Consider the following 17,391-nt stretch of genomic DNA (forward strand, 5'->3'; position numbering starts at 1 on the left):
CGCCCGCGGGATCCGAGGATCCGGCAGGCGGGGGCGCCTTCTGCGTGTGCACCCGTGGGCGCGTCCGCGGGTCAGTGCGTGGACGGGTCCTGCTCGACCTCGGTGCGGTCGCCCGACCACAGCGTGTGGAAGGTGCCGTCCTTGTCGACGCGCTGGTAGGTGTGCGCGCCGAAGAAGTCGCGCTGGCCCTGCACGAGGGCGGCGGGCAGGCGCTCGGAGGCGAGCGAGTCGTAGTACGACAGCGCGGCGCCGAAGCCGGGGATCGGCACGCCCGAGAGCGCGGCGGTGGAGACGATGCGGCGCCAGGCGGCCTCGCCGTTGGCGACGGCCTCGGCGAAGTACGGGTCCTCGAGCAGCGTCGTGATCTCCGCGTTCTCGGCGTAGGCGTCGACGATGCGGTTGAGGAACTGGGCGCGGATGATGCAGCCCGCGCGCCAGATCTTCGCGACGGCGCCCTTGTCGATCTCCCAGCCGTACTTCTCGGCGCCGGCGATGATCGCGTCGAAGCCCTGCGAGTAGGCGACGACCTTGGAGGCGTAGAGGGCGGCGCGGACGTCGTCCTCGAAGCCGTCGTAGAGGGCGACGGGCGTCGGGCGCGAGGTGACGCGCTTCTGCACGGAGGCGCGCTGCGCGGGCTTGGAGGAGACGGCGCGGGCGAAGACGGCCTCGGCGATGCCGCCGACGGGCACGCCCAGGTCGAGCGCGTTCTGCACGGTCCAGACGCCGGTGCCCTTGGAGCCGGCCTGGTCGAGCACGATGTCGAGGAACGGCTTGCCGGTGTCGGCGTCGACCTGGCGGAGCACCTCGGCGGTGATCTCGATGAGGTACGACTCGAGGTCGCCCTTGTTCCAGGCGTCGAAGACGTCGGCGATGGCGGCGGGCTCGTGGCCGCCGACGGTGCGGAGCAGGTCGTACGCCTCGGCGATGAGCTGCATGTCGGCGTACTCGATGCCGTTGTGGATCATCTTGACGAAGTGGCCGGCGCCGTCGGTGCCGATGTGGGTGACGCAGGGCTCGCCCTCGGCGACCGCGGCGATCGAGGCGAGGATCGGGCCGAGCGTCTTGTACGACTCGACCGAGCCGCCGGGCATGATCGACGGGCCCTTGAGCGCGCCCTCCTCGCCGCCGGAGATGCCGGTGCCGACGAAGTGGATGCCGGTCTCGCGGACGGCCTTCTCGCGGCGGATGGTGTCGGTGAACAGCGCGTTGCCGCCGTCGACGATGATGTCGCCGGGCTCGAACGCCGCGGTCAGCTGCTCGATCACGGCGTCGGTGCCGCGGCCGGCCTGGACCATGATGATCGCGGTGCGCGGGGTCTTCAGCGAGGCGGCGAAGGCCTCGATGGTCTCCGAGGCGACGAAGCCGGCCTCGGGGTGCTCGGTGATCAGCGTCTCGGTGCGCCCGTACGAGCGGTTGTAGACGGCGACGGTGTTGCCCTCGCGGCTGGCGAGGTTGCGGGCCAGGTTCGAGCCCATCACCGCCAGACCGACGACTCCGATGTTGGCTGTGGCGGTGGGCTGGTCAGACACGGTTCTCCTCGACGTACACGTTCAGGGTTGACGGATCCAGGCTAGCGCCGGGGTCGCACGCGCAGCCGGGAGCGGCCGTGCACGGAGGGGGAACTCAGCGCGCACGGCCGTTCAGGAGGTCAGGCGCCGTGGCCCTCGGGGACGACCTCGGCGGGGATCGGCGGGCCGGGCGGGGTGCCGTCGCCGAACGGGCGGCCGCCGAGCTCCTCGCGGTGCGAGGGGACGAGCCAGCCGGACAGGTCCGGGCCCTTCGGCACGACGCCGGTCGGATTGATGTCGCGCTGCACCTCGTAGTAGTGCGACTTGATGTGCTGGAAGTCGATCGTGTCGCCGAAGCCCGGGGTCGCGAACAGGTCGCGGGCGTAGCCCCAGAGGGCCGGCATCGCCGAGAGCAGGTTCCGGTTTGCCTTGAAGTGGCTGTAGTAGACGGCGTCGAAGCGGGCGAGCGTCGTGAAGAGGCGGACATCGGCCTCGGTGATCGTGTCGCCGACGAGGTAGCGCTGCGTGCTGAGGCGCTCCTCGAGCCAGTCGAGCCGGGCCCAGAGCGCGTCGTAGGCGCGCTCGTACGACTTCTGCGAGCCCGCGAAGCCGCACTTGTAGACGCCGTTGTTGACGTCCTGGAAGACCAGCTCCGCGACCTCGTCGATCTCGTCGCGGTGCTTCTCCGGGTACAGGTCCGGGGCCCCGTCGCGGTGGAACTCCGTCCACTCCCGCGAGAAGTCCAGCGTCATCACCGGGTAGTCGTTGGTGACGACCTGACCGGTGGGGATGTCGACGATCGCCGGCACCGTGATGCCGCGCGGGTAGTCGGGGAAGCGGGCGAGGAACGCGTCCTGCAGGCGCGGGATGCCGAGCACCGGGTCGACGCCGCCCGGGTCGAGATCGAAGGTCCAGCTGCGCTTGTCGTGCGTCGGGCCGCAGATGCCCATCGACAGCGCATCCTCGAGGCCGAGCAGGCGGCGGACGATCACGGCGCGGTTCGCCCACGGGCAGGCGCGCGAGACGACGAGCCGGTAGCGGCCCGCCTCGACCGGGTAGCCGTCGCGGCCGTCCGCGGTGATGCGGGTCGGGATGTAGTTGGTGTCGCGGTGGAAGCCGTTCTTCTCGACGTAGGAGCCGAAGTCGTCAGAAGTCATCCCCGCACGCTAGCCAGCCCGGCTGGGGGCGCGGTAGGGGCGCCCGCGGGTGGCGGCTCGGCCGCGCGGCCGGTAGGGTGGGCAGCTGAACTTCGGCGAGGGATGCCCCGTGCATCCGTGATCGACGCGGTGGAACCAGGTGGAGCTCCGGAAGGAGCGCCGCGGACCTTTCCTCACGCAGACACGCGTTCGAGTCGAAACCCCGTCCGCGGCCCCAGGCCGGGACCCGAGCAGGCGGCGCACGGCGCCGTCCAGGAGAACACCATGGCAGAACTCACCAACAAGGTCGTCGCCGAGGTCCGCACCTCGTTCGGCAAGGGAGCGGCCCGCAAGATCCGCGCCCAGAACAAGATCCCCGCGGTCCTCTACGGCCACGGCACCGACCCGGTGCACGTCACGCTCCCCGGTCACCAGATCCTCCTGCTGACCCGCAAGGCGAACGCGATCCTCGAGCTCGACATCGAGGGCGTCGCCCAGACGTCGCTGGTCAAGGACATCCAGCGCGACCCGGTCCGCCAGATCATCGAGCACATCGACCTCGCGGTCATCCGTCTCGGCGAGAAGGTCTCGGTCGACATCCCCGTGCACGTCGAGGGCGAGGCCGCTCCCGGCACGCTCGTCTCCACCGAGGCGAACACGCTCTCGCTCGAGGTCGACGCCACGAAGATCCCGCAGAACGTCGTCGTCTCGGTCGAGGGCCTCGAGGCCGGCACGCAGATCACCGCCGCCGACGTCACGCTCCCCGAGGGCGCGACGCTGCTCACCGACCCCGAGGCGCTCATCGTGAACGTCACCGAGGAGGTCGAGCAGGACCTGGGCGAGGAGGGCGAGCCCACCACGCCGGCCGAGCCCACCGAGGCCGCCGAGTAGTCGGAGCACCACCCGCACGGACGGGCCCGCCGCGATCGCGAGCGGGCCCGTTCCGCGTCCGGGGGGCTGCGCCCCGCGGAAGACGTCGCTGCTGAGCGCATCGAGAAGAGGGAACAAGATGGGCGAGACCTGGCTGGTCGTCGGACTGGGCAACCCGGGCGCGCAGTACGCGCGCAACCGGCACAACGTGGGGCAGATGGTGCTCGACGAGCTCGCGACCCGGATCGGCGGCTCCTTCCGGCGGCACAACCGCGCGAACGCCGTGGTCGCCGAGGGCTTCCTCCGCCCCGGCGGGCCGAAGCTGATCCTCGGCAAGCCGAACAGCTTCATGAACCTCTCGGGCGGCCCGACCGCGCAGCTGCTCGACTTCTACTCCCTCGCGCCCGAGCGCCTGATCGTCGTGCACGACGAGCTCGACATCCCCTTCGACACCCTGCGCCTCAAGAACGGCGGCGGCCACGGCGGCCACAACGGCATCCGCGACATCCTCGCCGCGACCGACGGCGCCGACTTCCTCCGCGTGCGCGTCGGCATCGGACGCCCGCCCGGCCGCCAGCCCGCCGCCGACTTCGTCCTCAAGGACTTCGCCGGCCCCGAGCGCGAGAACCTGCCGATCCTGATCGCCGACGCCGCCGACGCCGTCGAGCTGATCGCCGACGCCGGCCTCCAGGCCGCCCAGCTGAAGGTCCACACGACCTCGTAGCGCGCCCTGCGCGGATCCCGATACGGGGCGCTGCGCGGCTCATGCCGGTCGAATAGCCCCGGAGGGGCGTATCGAGACCCACCGTCCTCAGCACCGCGGATCTCGATACGGCCGCTGCGCGCCCTACTCGATCAGCATGCTGTCGCGGATCATGCTGGTCGAGTAGCCCCGCAGGGGCGTATCGAGACCCGCCGTCACCAGCAGGGCGGGTCTGCAGACTCAGGTGCTGACGGTGGTGGATCTCGATACGCCCGCTCCGCGGGCTACTCGATCAGCATGGTTTCTCCATCCTTAGGAGGTGATCTTTCCTAAGAGACCCATCATCCTCAGCGCGGTGGATCCGCCCGCGCTACCGTGGGGCAGCCGACGCGAAGGAGCCGCCGTGAGCGAGTCGTTCTTCCGAGAGGTCGAGCCGCGTGCCCACGACGAGGACGACCTGCTGCCGCCGTTCGAGCTGCCTGCCTGGACCGGCCCGCCGTGGCACCGCATCCCCGGGACGGTGCTCCTGGAGCACGAGCTCGGCCGCTCCGCGACGACGGTGATCTCGCTCGATCTCGCCCGCTGCTACGACGAGGGCGTCCTGCTGCGCTTGAGCGTCCGGATCGCCGACCCCGGCCGCCGCGCCCGCCGGCGCGTCTTCGAGTACCTCGAGCGCGCGCACGGCCGCGGGCAGCTCGACGAGCGCTTCGCCCCCGACGGTCTGCGCTGGGGCGTCTCCTTCGCCGACGGCCGCACCGTCACCACCCAGGACGAGTCCCCGTGGGCCTCGACAGCCGACGTGTTCGAGGCGCACGTCGACGGCCCCGTCCTCGAGGGCGACGGCCGCCCCGACGTGAACCGCGACACCTGGTCCCGCGACTTCTGGCTCTGGCCCCTCCCGCCCCTCCCCACCCTCCGCGTCGCCGTCGAGTGGCCCGCCCGCGCCGTCCCCGAGACAGTCACCACCCTCCCCGCGTCCCCCTTCCACACCGCCGCCCACCGCACCCGCCCCCTCTTCCCCTCCACCTGACCGCCCCGCCGACCCGTCACGAACGGCTGTTCCAGCTCCCCTCAGGTGACCACCGACGACCGATCGATTCCGCCCCTCTCCCGAACGCCGAGTCGATCCGTCAGAAACGGTCGCCTCAACCCCTCCCGGACATCCACTCCCGACGGATCGAGAACGACGAGCACCCGGCAAGCCAGCCGACCCCGCCGAAGGCGAATTCGAAATCGCGTGCCAAGCGATTTCGAAGAGCCGAACGCAGGACGCTCTGCGGAACGCACCCCGCGCCCGACCCGACCGCGCCGCGCCGGGCAGGGACCGGCGTGGACCGACGTCCGACACCGGCCGAGGCCGGTGTCGGAGGTCGGCAGTAAACTCCTCCGGTGCCTCTCAACCGGATCATCTCGGCGCTCTCGCGCGCCTCCACGTTCGACGACGCTCTCGCGTTCGCGATCCGCGACGCCGATTTCTCCGTGGCCGACGGCCTCCGCGTCCCCCTGCTGGCGGGCCTCCTGGAGCGCCGCGCCGAGGCCGACCGTCCGCAGGCCGCGCTCGTCGTCACCGCGACCGGCCGCGACTCCGAGAACGTCCGCGCGTCGCTCAGCTGCGTGCTGCCGGACGCCGAGGTCGTCGAGTTCCCGGCCTGGGAGACGCTGCCGGACGAGCGCCTCAGCCCGAGCGCCGAGATCGTGGGCCGCCGCCTCGACGCCCTGCGCCGGATGAAGACCTGGTCCGGCGAGAAGCCGCTCGTCGTCGTCGCCTCGGTGCGCGCCGCGCTGCAGCCCGTCGCAGACAACCTCGCCGACATCGCGCCGATCCGCCTGGTCAAGGGCGGCCGCGGCTACGACCTCGGCCGCATCTCGTCCGAGCTGGTCGACCTCGCCTACTCGCGGGTCGACATGGTCACCCGGCGCGGCGAGTTCGCGGTCCGCGGCGGCATCCTCGACGTCTTCCCGGCCGTGGCCGAGCACCCGAGCCGCATCGACTTCTTCGGCGACGAGGTCGACTCCATCCGCGGCTTCTCCGTCGCCGACCAGCGCTCGCTGCCGGGGGAGGCCGACTCCGTCGTGCTGCCGCCGAGCCGCGAGCTGCTGCTCGTGCCGGCCGTCCGCCAGCGCGCCCGGGAGATGCTGCACGAGTTCCCGAGCCTCTCCGCGATGCTCGCGAAGATCGCCGAGGGCATCCCGGTGGAGGGGATGGAGTCGCTCGCGCCCGCGCTGCTGGAGCGGCTCGTCCCGATCTCGCACTACCTCCCGGCCGGCGCCGCGGTGGCCGTGCTCGCTCCGGAGCGGGTCGCCACCCGCGCGATCAGCCTCGCCGAGACGAACCGCGAGTTCCTCCAGGCCGCGTGGAGCGCCGCGACCGCCGGCGCCGAGGCCCCGATCGACCTGGCCTCCGGCGAGTTCATCTCGCTCGGCGCCCTCCGCGACGCCGTGAAGTTCAGCGCCCCCGGCGCCGAGACCCCCGACCACCCGTGGTGGACGATGAGCACCTTCCGCCAGGGTCCCGCCGCCGGCGAGGCCGAGGTGCTGCCGGAGGACCTCGGGATCGACGAGATCCTCGCCGTCCGCGTCGACGGCGAGCCCGTGCCCGGCTTCGGCGGCGCGGTCGAGGGCGCGCTCGCGCACGTGCGCGCCCGCCTGGCGGACGGCTGGAGCGTGGTGCTGACCGCCCCCGGTACCGGCACCGTCGAGCGCACCGACCAGGTGCTCGCCGAGCACGAGGTGGCCGCGCGCATCGTCCCCGATCTCCCGGCCGAGCTCGAGCCCGGCCTCGCCTACGTGCTCCAGGCCAACGTCGACCACGGCTTCGAGGTCGACGGCGCCAAGGTCGCTCTGCTCACCGACACCGAGTTCTACGGCCGCACCGTCGGCTACGACTCGCGCGCCGTGAAGAAGCTCGCCTCGCGCCGCAAGAACGTCGTCGATCCGCTGCAGCTCAGTCCCGGCGACTTCGTCGTGCACGCCACCCACGGCATCGGCCGCTTCGTCGAGCTCTCGCAGCGCGAGGTCTCCAGCGGCGGGCGGAACGCCGTGAAGACCCGGCGCGAGTACCTCGTCCTCGAGTACGCGCCCAGCAAGCGCGGCTTCCCGGGCGACAAGCTGCTGGTCCCGACCGACCAGCTCGATCTCCTCTCCCGGTACGTCGGCGGCGAGGCCCCCGCGCTGAGCAAGATGGGCGGCAGCGACTGGGCGCAGGCGAAGAGCAAGGCGCGCCGCGCGGTCCGCGACATCGCGGTCGAGCTGGTGAAGCTCTACTCCGCCCGGATGGCCTCGCGCGGGCACTCCTTCCCGCCGGACACCCCGTGGCAGCGCGAGCTGGAGGAGGCGTTCCCGTTCGCGGAGACGCCCGACCAGCTGACCGTGATCGACGAGGTCAAGGCCGACATGGAGCGGCCGATCCCGATGGACCGCCTGCTCTCCGGCGACGTCGGCTTCGGGAAGACCGAGGTCGCCGTGCGCGCCGCGTTCAAGGCGATCCAGGACGGCAAGCAGGTCGCGATGCTCGTGCCGACCACCCTGCTCGTGCGCCAGCACCTCGAGACGTTCCAGGAGCGCTTCGCCGGCTTCCCGGTGCACCTGCGCGCCCTCAGCCGCTTCCAGAGCGCGAAGGAGTCGAAGGAGACGATCGAGGGCCTCGCCGACGGCACCGTCGACATGGTCATCGCGACCCACCGCCTCCTCAGCGACAACATCGTCTTCAAGGACCTCGGCCTCCTCGTGATCGACGAGGAGCAGCGCTTCGGCGTCGAGCACAAGGAGAAGCTGAAGGCGCTGAAGAAGAACGTCGACATCCTCTCGATGAGCGCGACGCCGATCCCGCGCACGCTCGAGATGGCGGTCACCGGCATCCGCGAGATGTCCACGCTGGCGACGCCGCCGGAGGAGCGCCACCCGATCCTCACCTTCGTCGGCCCCTACTCCGAGAAGCAGGTCTCGGCCGCGATCCGCCGCGAGCTGCTGCGCGAGGGCCAGGTGTTCTTCGTGCACAACCGCGTCTCGACGATCAACCGCGTCGCCGCGCAGCTCGCCGAGCTGGTGCCGGAGGCGCGCATCGCCGTCGCGCACGGCAAGCTCAGCGAGTCGCAGCTCGAGCGGATCATCGTCGACTTCTGGGAGCGCAAGTTCGACGTGCTCGTCTCGACCACCATCGTCGAGACCGGCCTCGACATCCCGAACGCGAACACGCTGATCGTCGATCGCGCCGACAAGTACGGCCTCTCGCAGCTGCACCAGCTGCGCGGTCGCGTCGGCCGCGGCCGCGAGCGCGCCTACGCCTACCTCCTCTACGACGAGATGAAGCCGCTGTCGGAGACCGCGCACGATCGCCTGCAGACCCTCGCCGCGAACTCCGACCTCGGCGGCGGCATGCAGATCGCTCTGAAGGACCTCGAGATCCGCGGTGCGGGCAACCTGCTCGGTGGCGAGCAGTCCGGCCACATCCAGGGCGTCGGCTTCGACCTCTACCTGCGGATGATCGGCGAGGCCGTCGACGGCTTCCGCGGAGAGGTCGCGGAGGGCCAGACCGAGCTGCGGCTCGAGCTGCCGGTCGACGCGCGCATCCCGGAGGAGTACGTCGACAGCGAGCGGCTGCGCCTGGAGGCGTACCAGAAGCTGTCCGCGGCGACCTCGCCGACCGCGAAGGAGGGCAGCGTCGACCTCGTGGTCGAGGAGCTGACCGACCGCTACGGCGAGCTGCCCGAGGCGGTGGAGAACCTCGTCCTGGTCTCGCGGCTGCGGATGCGCGCGCAGCGCGCCGGCCTCAGCGACGTGGTTGCGATGGGCTCGAACGTCCGCGTCGCGCCGGCGCACCTCGCCGACTCGATCCAGGTGCGCCTGCGCCGGATGTACCCGACCGCGAAGTACCTGCAGCAGGCGAACGCCGTGGTCGTGCCGATGCCTGTGCTCGACGGCGTCCCGCTCGGCGACCGCGCGCTGATCGACTGGGTCGCGAACCTGCTCGACGCGCTCTTCCCCGAGCCCGCCGCCGTCGTGAGCTGACCGCCGGCGTCCTCTCGATCGGGCGGCGCCACCGTTCCGGACGCCGCCCGACGACACCGACCCCCGACGACACCGACCCCCGAACGAAGGACGATCATGACCGCCTCCGACGAGCACTCCGTCCCGCCGCGCATCCCCGCTCCCGACGAGCCGAGCATCCCCGAGCTCGAGGAGGACGAGACGATCGCCCCCCGCCCCGAGGAGGAGGCCGCCGACCTCGATCGCGCGACCCCCGACCTCGCACCGCACCCCGAGGGCTAGCCCTCCCCGCGAGATGCCACTTGTGCACGCCTTTCACGGCGTGTCGCGTGCACAAGTGGCATCTCGCGGCGGGGGTCAGGACGCGAAGTGGGCGCGGACCTCGGCCTGCCAGCGGGTGCGGTCCTCGTCGGAGATGAAGGCGGCGTCGAAGGAGTTGATCGCGAGGCGCTCGAGCTGCGCGTCGTCCATCCCGAGCTCCTCGACCAGCGCGCGGTAGTTCGCGTCCACGTAGCCGCCGAAGTAGGGCGGGTCGTCGCTCGAGACGGTGACGATCAGGCCCGCGTCCAGCATCGCCGGCAGCGGGTGGTCCTTCATCGTGTCGACGGCGCGCAGCGCCACGTTCGAGAGCGGGCAGACCGTGATCGGCACGCCCTGCACGCGGAGCATCGCCACGACGGCCGGGTCCTCCATCGCGCGGATGCCGTGGTCGATCCGCTCCACCTTCAGCAACTCGAGCGTCTCGGCGACCGTCTCCGGGCCGCCCTCCTCGCCCGCGTGCGCGACGAGGTGCAGGCCCTCCGCCGCGGCCCGCGCGTAGACGTCGATGAAGAGCTCCGGCCCGAAGCCGACCTCGTTCGAGTCGAGCCCCACGCCGATGATGTGCTCGCGGTAGGGGAGGATCGCGGTCAGCATCTCGTCCGCCGCGTCGGCGCCGAGGTCGCGCAGGAAGCACATGATCAGGTCGGTCGAGATGCCGTGCGTCTCCTCGCTCCGCCCGAGCGCACGGGTGAGCCCGGCCATCACGACGTCGAGCGGCACGCCGTTGCCGAGGTGCGTCTGCGGATCGAAGAAGATCTCCGCGCGGCGGACGTTGGCGAGCTTCGCGCGGTCGAGGTACCCGGTGGCCAGCTCGAAGAAGTCGCGCTCCGTCTTCAGGACCGTGAGGTTCGAGTAGTGCAGCTCCAGGAAGGACGCGAGGTCCTGGAAGGCGTAGCGCGCGCGCAGGGCGTCGAGATCCTCGGTCGGCAGCGCGATGCCGTTGCGGCGCGCCATCTCGACGATGTGCTCGGGCTCGATCGTGCCCTCGATGTGGATGTGCAGCTCGGCGCTCGGCGGCGCTCCGCGATCGAGGGCGGTGCCGGTGGCGGGAGGCATGAGGGTCACGGTGGCGTTCCTGTTCCGGGCCGCGGTCGCGCCCCGCGGTCACCGTAGTCGGCGCGTGTTACGCGCCGATGACCTACCGGTGCGATTCAGTGCCCCGAGGTGCGCTGTGCAGGCGATCCGTCCGCGTCGAGGCTCGCCGTGCGGTGGACTGTGCTTTCCCGGTCACCGGAGCCTGCAGATCGGACCGGCACCCGTCCGGCAGAGCGGATGCGAGGATGGCCGGGTGACCGCGCATCCCCGGCTCGACGAGCTCATCCGCACCGTCCACGTCCTCCGCGCCCCGGGCGGCTGCCCCTGGGACGCCGAGCAGACCCACGAGTCGCTCGTGCGCTACCTGATCGAGGAGTCGCACGAGCTGGTCGACGCGATCGAGGCCGGTGACCGGGCCGACCTGATCGAGGAGCTCGGCGACGTGCTCTACCAGGTGCTGTTCCACTCCGACCTCGCCGCCGACGGACCGGAGCCGTTCACCATCGAGGACGTCGCGGCGCACATGAACGCGAAGATGATCGGCCGCCACCCGCACGTCTTCGGCGACGCGACCGCGGAGACCGCCGACGACGTCATCGCCGTCTGGGACGAGCTGAAGAAGACCGAGAAGCCGCACCGGACGAGCGTGCTCGACGGGATCCCGCAGGGCATGCCCGCGCTCGCGCTGGCAGACAAGGTGATCGGCAAGGCCACCACGCTCGGCATCGTCGACGCGGGGGAGGGGCCGCTGCCGATCGAGTCGGAGGAGGACCTCGGCCCGCTGCTGCTGGCGATCGTCGCCTCGGCGCGGGCGCAGGGGCTGGACGCTGAGCGCGCGCTGCGGACTGCGACGCGCGACCTGCAGGAGGAGATCCGCGCAGTGGAGCAGGAGCGCCGGGAGGGGTGACTGTCGCCTCGAGTGCTGATCACGGGGATCTCGATACGCCCGCTCCGCGGGCTACTCGATCAGCATGAAGGCGCGGGCTGCTCGATCAGCGGGAAGCGCGTACGGCTCGACGCGCGTGCGCCCTTCCATGGTGGTCGAGTAGCCGCGGAGCGGCGTATCGAGACCCCATGTCTTCAGAACGGTGGATCTCGATACGCCCGCTGCGCGGGCTGCTCGATCAGCAGGAAGGCCGACCGTCAGGCCACGCGGCGCCCGCGGGGCAGGCGCGCCGCCGGCGTCGCCGTGCGGCGGATCGCGCCGAGCAGCAGGCCGACCGCCAGCACCAGCTGCAGCGTCAGACCGACGAACCAGGACGGGACGGTCGAGTCGAAGACCTCCTCCGGAGTGTTCGGCCGCGGCGAGCCGGTGTAGCCGGAGCAGGAGAGTTCGACGACCGGCTCCGGCGCGATCTGCGCCTGCCGCACCAGCAGCGAGAGCCCGGTGAACAGGTCCTCCGGCGAGCCGTACTCGTCGAGCTGCGGCGGGACGGCGTCGGCCAGCACCACGAACGGGTTCAGCGCGAGCAGCCCCCAGTAGTAGTCGGCCCGCGCCACCTGCGTCTCGTAGTCCGGTCCGCAGATCCCCTGCTCGTCGTCGACGAAGACGGTCTGCTGCTCCGTGGTCGTGACCGCCGTCAGCAGCCCGAACGCGATCAAGGATCCGACGCTCATCGCCGCGACCAGCAGGTAGGTGGTGACGACCGACATCAGCGGCCGGTCGAGGATCCCGCTGAGACCCACTCCGATCGCCGCGACGACGCCCAGCTGCACCGCGAGCACGAGCACCGAGACCGACGCGGAGGCGAGCGACACCCCGCCGACCCCGACGGCGACGAGCAGGAACGGCACGGTGCTCGCGAGGAACGCCAGCGCGACCAGCCAGGCCGAGACGAACTTGCCGAGCACGAGCTGCGCCGTGGTCACGAGGGTGACCTGCGTCGTCGCGAGGGTCCCCGCGTCGCGGTCGCCGTTCACGGCCGTGCCGGAGAGCGCGGGCGTCACCAGGCTGCCCAGCAGCAGCACGAAGTAGACGAGGGTCGAGTAGAGGAAGCCGCCCACGACGGCGCCGCTGCCCGAGAAGACGCCGGTCGCGACGACCAGCAGTCCGGTGACCGCGCCGACCAGCAGGAAGAACAGCCCGAGCAGGACGAAGGACGAGGTCCCTCGCACCCGCTGCGCGAGCTCGAGGCGGAGCACGATGCCGACGCCCTGCAGGAAGGGCAGCGGCCGGGCGGTGGTCTCGGCGCTCATCGGGCGTCCTCCTCGTTCTCGGTGCCCGGTTCCGCGGGCCGGCCGGGCCCCGCGGCACTCGCCGGCTCCCCGGCCGAGCGGGTCAGGTCCGAGAAGGTGTGCTCCAGCTCGCCGACAGCGGGCGCGAAGCGGCTGACCGCGACCCCGGCTGACACCAGCCGGGAGAGCAGCTCGGCCGCCGCCGCATCGTTGACGACCGGCACGAGCGCTGCATCGCGCTCCACTCGGACCGGCACGCCTGTCAGCCGCTCGACGACCTCGGCGAGCTCCGCCCCGCGCGGCCGCACCGCGTCGATCCGCCAGGCCCGCAGCGCCCGCGACGCGCGCGCGACCGCCTCCTGCGAGGCCGTCACCCCGCCGTCGAGGTAGACCGCCGCGGTCGCCATCTCGTCGAGCTCGGAGAGCACGTGGCTCGAGACCAGCACCGTGCGCCCCTCGCCGGCGAGCCGCAGCACGAGGTCGCGCAGCGCGATCCGCGCCCCGGGATCGAGCCCGGAGGCCGGCTCGTCGAGCACCAGCACCGACGGGTCGTGCACGAGCGCCCGGGCGAGGCTGAGCCGCTGCTTCTGGCCGCGCGAGAGCACCCGGGTCGGCCGGTCGCCGAACTCGACCAGATCCACGAGCCCGAGCAGCTCGTCCGCCCGGGCCTCGGCGTCCGGGCGCGGCAGCCCGTACAGCTGCCCGGTCGTCCGGAGGGTCTCCCGGCAGGTCAGGCTCGCCCAGGAGCCGAGGACGTCGGGCATCCAGCCGAGCGCGGCCCGCACGGCGGCGGGCTCCTCGACCGGGTCGTGCCCGGCGACGCGGAGCCGCCCGGCGTCGGGTCGCAGCAGCGTCGCGAGCAGCAGCATCAGCGTCGTCTTGCCCGCGCCGTTGGGCCCGATCAGCGCGGTGACCTCACCGGGCCGGGCCTCGAAGCTGGCGTCGCGCACGGCATGCACCGGCCCGAACGCACGCGACACCCCCTCCGCGACGATGCCGGCATCAGCGTGCGTGTCCATCGAGTCCCCCTCCTCGGTCCGCGGCGATCCCCCTGACCGCGCGAGCGCCGCGAGCCTAGCCGACACCCCCGACCGGACGGACGACCGCGGCGCGCAGGGCCGGAGAACACCGGTCGACGGTCTGGGAGAATCGCCGCATGGCTTCTGCGATCACCCCGCCCCGCGGCATGCGCGACTTCCTCCCGGCCGACAAGGCGAAGCGCGAGCACGCGCTCGGAGTGATCCGCCGGGTCTACGCGGCGCACGGCTTCGACGAGATCGAGACCCCGGTCGTCGAGGACTTCGAGCGCCTGCACTCCGGCCTCGGCGGCGACAACGAGAAGCTCGCCTTCAGCGTGCTGCGCCGCGGGCTCTCGCACGACGATCTCGCGGCGGCGGCCGCGGCGGACGACGCCTCGGGCCTCGCCGACCTCGGCCTCCGCTTCGACCTCACCGTCCCGCTCGCCCGCTTCTACGCCAGCCACCGCGCCGAGCTGCCGACCGTCTTCCGCTCCGTCCAGATCGCACCGGTCTGGCGTGCCGAGCGCCCGCAGAAGGGCCGCTACCGGCAGTTCGTGCAGTGCGACATCGACATCATCGGCGAGCCGGGGCAGCTGGCCGAGGTCGAGCTGATCACCGCGACGGCCGCCGCCCTCGACACCCTGGGCCTGCGCGAGTGCACCATCCGGATCAACGACCGCCGGATCCTCACCGGCATCCTCGAGCACTGCGGCTTCGCTCCCGAGCGCTTCGGCCCCGCCCTGATCTCGATCGACAAGCTCGACAAGATCGGTGCGAGCGGAGTCGTCGCCGAGCTCGAGGCCGACGGACCGGACGCCGCGGCCGTGCTCGGCGGCTACCTCGCCCGCATCGAGGCGGCCGTCGCGGCCGGGGGAGTGGCGCTCGAGCAGTCCGCGATCCTCGGCGTGCTGCCCGAGGGCATCGACCCGGAGGCGGTGCTCGCGCTCGAGACGCTCGCCCGGTCGCTGCGCTCGCTGCCGACCGGAGTCTCGCTCCGCTTCGACCCCACGCTCGTGCGCGGGATGGGCTACTACACCGGCACCATCTTCGAGATCGCGCACCCCTCCTCCGGCTCGTCCGTCGGCGGCGGCGGCCGTTACGACGGCATGATCGGGCGCTTCCTCGGCCAGGACGTGCCGGCCTGCGGCTTCTCGATCGGCTTCGAGCGGATCGTCGAGCTGATCGACGTGCCGCTGGACGAGCGGCCGGACGCGGTCGTCCTCGTGCACGAGCGGGACGCGGCTCCGGAGGTGCTGCTCGCGCTCAAGCAGGAGCTGATCGCCGCCGGCTCCCGCGTGCGCCTGGAGCGCCGCGCCAAGAACCTCACGCCGCTGCTCGACCGGGCCGCCGCCGCCGGATTCACGCGCTTCGCACTCGTGCCCCGCGACGCCGGAGCGGCTGCGGAACTCGCCTTCAAGCCGCTCGGCTGAGCTGAGAGCGGCCTCAGCCGATCCGCCGGGAGGGACGGGCGGAGCGGTCGGATCGTTGTCGGATCCGTGAGACCCTTAATACCCGCGAAATCTGCGGACACACCGGAGAAATCTCCCGAGGATAGCGTCGAGGCACCCCGATCGGCGCGGCTTGGCGCGCCCCGTGGGGCACCCGTCGCGACCCGCGCACCACAGCAGCTTCCACCGCCTTACCCGAGGAGTCCCCCTTGCCCCTGTCGCCCTTCCGCACCTCGCAGACCTTCGACCGCCGCAGCGTCCTGCGCATGGCCGGCGTCGCCGGTCTCGCCCTCGGCGGCGTCTCCGTCCTCGCCTCCTGCGCCTCCGACTCCTCCGGCGCCTCGGCCGAGGACGGCGGCGACCTCGGCACCCTGAAGGTCCAGCTCTCCTGGATCAAGAACGAGGAGTTCGCGGGAGAGTTCTTCGCCGACTCCAAGGGCTACTACACCGAGGCCGGCCTCTCCGGCGTCACGCTCACCGCGGGCCCCTCCACCGGCACCGCCGAGCTGCTCTCCGGCTCGGCCGACGTCGCGCTCAGCGACGCCGTCTCGGTCGGCACCGTCGTCGCCAACGAGCAGGCACCGCTCAAGATCATCGGCGCGACCTACCAGAAGAACCCGTTCACGGTCCTCTCGATCGCGACAGCCGGCAACATCGCCACCCCCGCCGACCTGGCCGGCAAGAAGATCGGCGTCCAGGCGTCGAACACCTCGCTCTTCCAGGCGCTGCTGAAGGCGAACGGCCTCGCCGAGTCCGACGTCACCGTCGTCCCGGTCGAGTACGACCCGTCGGTCCTGATCAACGGCACCGTCGACGGCTTCATCGCCTACCTGACCAACGAGGCGATCACCGTCGCCGCCGAGGGCTACGAGGTCGTCAACCTGCCCTTCGCCGACAACGGCCTCCCCTTCGTCGCCGAGACCTTCACCGTCACCGACATGGCCATCGCCGACAAGCGCGAGGCGCTCAAGGCCTTCCTCGTCGCCGAGATCAAGGGCTGGACCGACGCGGTCAACGACCCGGAGGCCGGCGCGATGCTCGCCCTCGAGACCTACGGCAAGGACCTCGGCCTCGACGAGGAGTCCTCCAAGAAGGGCTCCACCATCCAGTCCGAGGAGCTCGTCGTCTCGGACGAGACCGTCGCGAACGGCCTCTTCACGATCTCGGACAGCCTGCAGGAGGAGACGCTCGCGTCGCTCTCGGGCGCCGGCATCGAGGTCGACGCCGCCGACCTCTTCGACATGAGCCTCCTCGCCGAGGTCTACGAGGAGAACCCCGACCTCGTCAAGTACGCCGCCTGACCGCGGCGACCGGAACAGCTCCACCACACATGCAGCACCACGGAGGGCACCACTCGTGACCGACACGACCGACGCCGGCACTCTGCGCGAGCAGGGTGCCGGCGGCACCGGCATCCAGATCCACGGCCTGTCGAAGACGTTCCGGATGGGCTCTCGCAGCGTCACCGCGCTGCAGGACACCGATCTGCACACCGACCAGGGCAGCTTCCTCGCGCTCCTCGGCCCCTCGGGCTGCGGCAAGTCCACCATCCTGCGCATCCTCGCGGGGCTGGAGGAGCCCACCTCGGGCTCCATCCGGGTGGACGGCCGCACGCCCAAGGAGCTGCGCCGCGACAACAAGCTCGGCATCGCCTTCCAGGACCACGCGCTCCTGCCCTGGCGCAGCGTGATGTCGAACATCCGCCTCCCGTTCGAGATCGCGGGCAAGTCGGTGGACCAGTCCTACATCGACGAGCTGATCGACCTCGTGGGCCTGCGCGGCTTCGAGAAGGCCAAGCCGGCGCAGCTCTCCGGCGGCATGCGCCAGCGCGTCTCGATCGCCCGCTGCCTCATCCTCAAGCCCGAGGTGCTGCTGCTGGACGAGCCGTTCGGTGCGCTCGACGACATGACGCGGCAGAAGCTCAACCTCGAGCTGCTGCGGATCTGGACCGAGAAGCCGGCCACGACCCTCCTCGTCACCCACGGCATCTCGGAGGCGATCTTCCTCTCCGACCAGGTCGCCGTGATGAGCCCGCGGCCCGGCCGGGTCAAGGAGATCATCGAGATCGACCTGCCCCGCCCGCGCACGCCGGAGATGCAGCGCACCCCCGAGTTCCACGCCTACGTCGACCAGGCGTCCGAGCTGCTGTTCGGCGACGGCGGCGCGGCCGCCGACGACCACTGAGGCGCC

At 71.7% G+C, this 17,391-nt stretch carries 14 protein-coding genes; 9 read left to right on the forward strand and 5 right to left on the reverse strand.

Features of this window, described 5'->3' with window-relative positions:
• Positions 1 to 71: 71 nt before the first annotated feature.
• The gene (gene gndA / locus EDF35_RS16160; RefSeq protein ID WP_133963095.1) at positions 72 to 1,529 is read right to left on the reverse strand and encodes an NADP-dependent phosphogluconate dehydrogenase; all 1,458 of its coding nucleotides are present in this window, start codon (positions 1,527 to 1,529) and stop codon (positions 72 to 74) included.
• Between the two features lie 119 nt (positions 1,530 to 1,648).
• Positions 1,649 to 2,665 (reverse strand): glutathione S-transferase C-terminal domain-containing protein, encoded by a 1,017-nt coding sequence (locus EDF35_RS16165; protein WP_123733564.1) that lies wholly within the window; start codon positions 2,663 to 2,665, stop codon positions 1,649 to 1,651.
• A gap of 264 nt (positions 2,666 to 2,929) precedes the next feature.
• Here EDF35_RS16165 and EDF35_RS16170 point away from each other — a divergent pair, with 264 nt between their 5' ends.
• The 5 genes from EDF35_RS16170 (at position 2,930) to EDF35_RS20895 (ending at position 9,485) form a co-directional block, all read left to right on the forward strand.
• Complete coding sequence (locus tag EDF35_RS16170) at positions 2,930 to 3,535, forward strand: 50S ribosomal protein L25/general stress protein Ctc (RefSeq protein WP_123705137.1); 606 nt, start codon at positions 2,930 to 2,932, stop codon at positions 3,533 to 3,535.
• A gap of 118 nt (positions 3,536 to 3,653) precedes the next feature.
• Positions 3,654 to 4,238: an aminoacyl-tRNA hydrolase gene (gene pth, locus EDF35_RS16175; protein ID WP_123705136.1), complete on the forward strand. Its 585-nt coding sequence runs from the start codon at positions 3,654 to 3,656 to the stop codon at positions 4,236 to 4,238.
• Positions 4,239 to 4,620: 382 nt separating this feature from the next.
• The gene (locus tag EDF35_RS16180; protein ID WP_133963096.1) at positions 4,621 to 5,247 is read left to right on the forward strand and encodes a hypothetical protein; all 627 of its coding nucleotides are present in this window, start codon (positions 4,621 to 4,623) and stop codon (positions 5,245 to 5,247) included.
• Between the two features lie 359 nt (positions 5,248 to 5,606).
• Entirely contained in the window at positions 5,607 to 9,224 is a 3,618-nt protein-coding gene (mfd, locus tag EDF35_RS16185) for a transcription-repair coupling factor (protein ID WP_133963097.1), read from the forward strand.
• Between the two features lie 96 nt (positions 9,225 to 9,320).
• On the forward strand, positions 9,321 to 9,485 hold the full coding sequence (locus tag EDF35_RS20895; RefSeq protein ID WP_160090439.1) for a hypothetical protein: 165 nt from the start codon (positions 9,321 to 9,323) through the stop codon (positions 9,483 to 9,485).
• Positions 9,486 to 9,560: 75 nt separating this feature from the next.
• Here EDF35_RS20895 and EDF35_RS16190 read toward each other — a convergent pair whose 3' ends face one another.
• Positions 9,561 to 10,580 (reverse strand): adenosine deaminase, encoded by a 1,020-nt coding sequence (locus EDF35_RS16190; protein WP_133963200.1) that lies wholly within the window; start codon positions 10,578 to 10,580, stop codon positions 9,561 to 9,563.
• Positions 10,581 to 10,812: 232 nt separating this feature from the next.
• Between EDF35_RS16190 and EDF35_RS16195 the strand changes: the two genes are divergently transcribed.
• Positions 10,813 to 11,466, forward strand: a complete 654-nt coding sequence (locus EDF35_RS16195) for a MazG family protein (protein ID WP_243732930.1) — start codon at positions 10,813 to 10,815, stop codon at positions 11,464 to 11,466.
• 236 nt (positions 11,467 to 11,702) lie between these two features.
• Here the strand turns inward: EDF35_RS16195 and EDF35_RS16200 are convergent, their stop codons facing one another.
• Both EDF35_RS16200 and EDF35_RS16205 read right to left on the reverse strand, forming a co-directional pair.
• A complete protein-coding gene (locus tag EDF35_RS16200; RefSeq protein ID WP_133963099.1) occupies positions 11,703 to 12,755 on the reverse strand; it encodes an ABC transporter permease in 1,053 nt (350 codons plus the stop codon).
• Positions 12,752 to 13,753 (reverse strand): ABC transporter ATP-binding protein, encoded by a 1,002-nt coding sequence (locus EDF35_RS16205; RefSeq protein ID WP_133963100.1) that lies wholly within the window; start codon positions 13,751 to 13,753, stop codon positions 12,752 to 12,754. The genes EDF35_RS16200 and EDF35_RS16205 overlap by 4 nt, the downstream gene beginning before the upstream one ends.
• Before the next feature lie 137 nt (positions 13,754 to 13,890).
• On the opposite strand from EDF35_RS16205, the gene hisS reads away from it, so the two are divergent.
• From hisS to EDF35_RS16220, 3 genes are all read left to right on the forward strand, one after another.
• Entirely contained in the window at positions 13,891 to 15,183 is a 1,293-nt protein-coding gene (gene hisS / locus EDF35_RS16210; RefSeq protein WP_133963101.1) for a histidine--tRNA ligase, read from the forward strand.
• 227 nt (positions 15,184 to 15,410) lie between these two features.
• A complete protein-coding gene (locus EDF35_RS16215) occupies positions 15,411 to 16,502 on the forward strand; it encodes an ABC transporter substrate-binding protein (RefSeq protein WP_243840025.1) in 1,092 nt (363 codons plus the stop codon).
• A 145-nt stretch (positions 16,503 to 16,647) separates the two neighbouring features.
• Positions 16,648 to 17,385: an ABC transporter ATP-binding protein gene (locus EDF35_RS16220; protein ID WP_123705595.1), complete on the forward strand. Its 738-nt coding sequence runs from the start codon at positions 16,648 to 16,650 to the stop codon at positions 17,383 to 17,385.
• Positions 17,386 to 17,391 lie beyond the last annotated feature (6 nt).

Origin of the sequence: Rathayibacter sp. PhB151 (genome assembly GCF_004366415.1) — a bacterium.
GTDB classification, from domain to species: Bacteria; Actinomycetota; Actinomycetes; order Actinomycetales; family Microbacteriaceae; genus Rathayibacter; species Rathayibacter festucae.

What these genes read in the sequence shown, in the direction of transcription:
- EDF35_RS16170 (WP_123705137.1), top strand. Translation starts at nt 2,930, where the DNA reads ATGGCAGAACTCACCAACAAGGTCGTCGCCGAGGTCCGCACCTCGTTC.
- EDF35_RS16200 (WP_133963099.1), bottom strand. Translation starts at nt 12,755, where the DNA reads ATGAGCGCCGAGACCACCGCCCGGCCGCTGCCCTTCCTGCAGGGCGTC.
- pth (WP_123705136.1), top strand. Translation starts at nt 3,654, where the DNA reads ATGGGCGAGACCTGGCTGGTCGTCGGACTGGGCAACCCGGGCGCGCAG.
- EDF35_RS16190 (WP_133963200.1), bottom strand. Translation starts at nt 10,580, where the DNA reads ATGCCTCCCGCCACCGGCACCGCCCTCGATCGCGGAGCGCCGCCGAGC.
- EDF35_RS16165 (WP_123733564.1), bottom strand. Translation starts at nt 2,665, where the DNA reads ATGACTTCTGACGACTTCGGCTCCTACGTCGAGAAGAACGGCTTCCAC.
- EDF35_RS20895 (WP_160090439.1), top strand. Translation starts at nt 9,321, where the DNA reads ATGACCGCCTCCGACGAGCACTCCGTCCCGCCGCGCATCCCCGCTCCC.
- EDF35_RS16220 (WP_123705595.1), top strand. Translation starts at nt 16,648, where the DNA reads ATGGGCTCTCGCAGCGTCACCGCGCTGCAGGACACCGATCTGCACACC.
- EDF35_RS16205 (WP_133963100.1), bottom strand. Translation starts at nt 13,753, where the DNA reads ATGGACACGCACGCTGATGCCGGCATCGTCGCGGAGGGGGTGTCGCGT.
- hisS (WP_133963101.1), top strand. Translation starts at nt 13,891, where the DNA reads ATGGCTTCTGCGATCACCCCGCCCCGCGGCATGCGCGACTTCCTCCCG.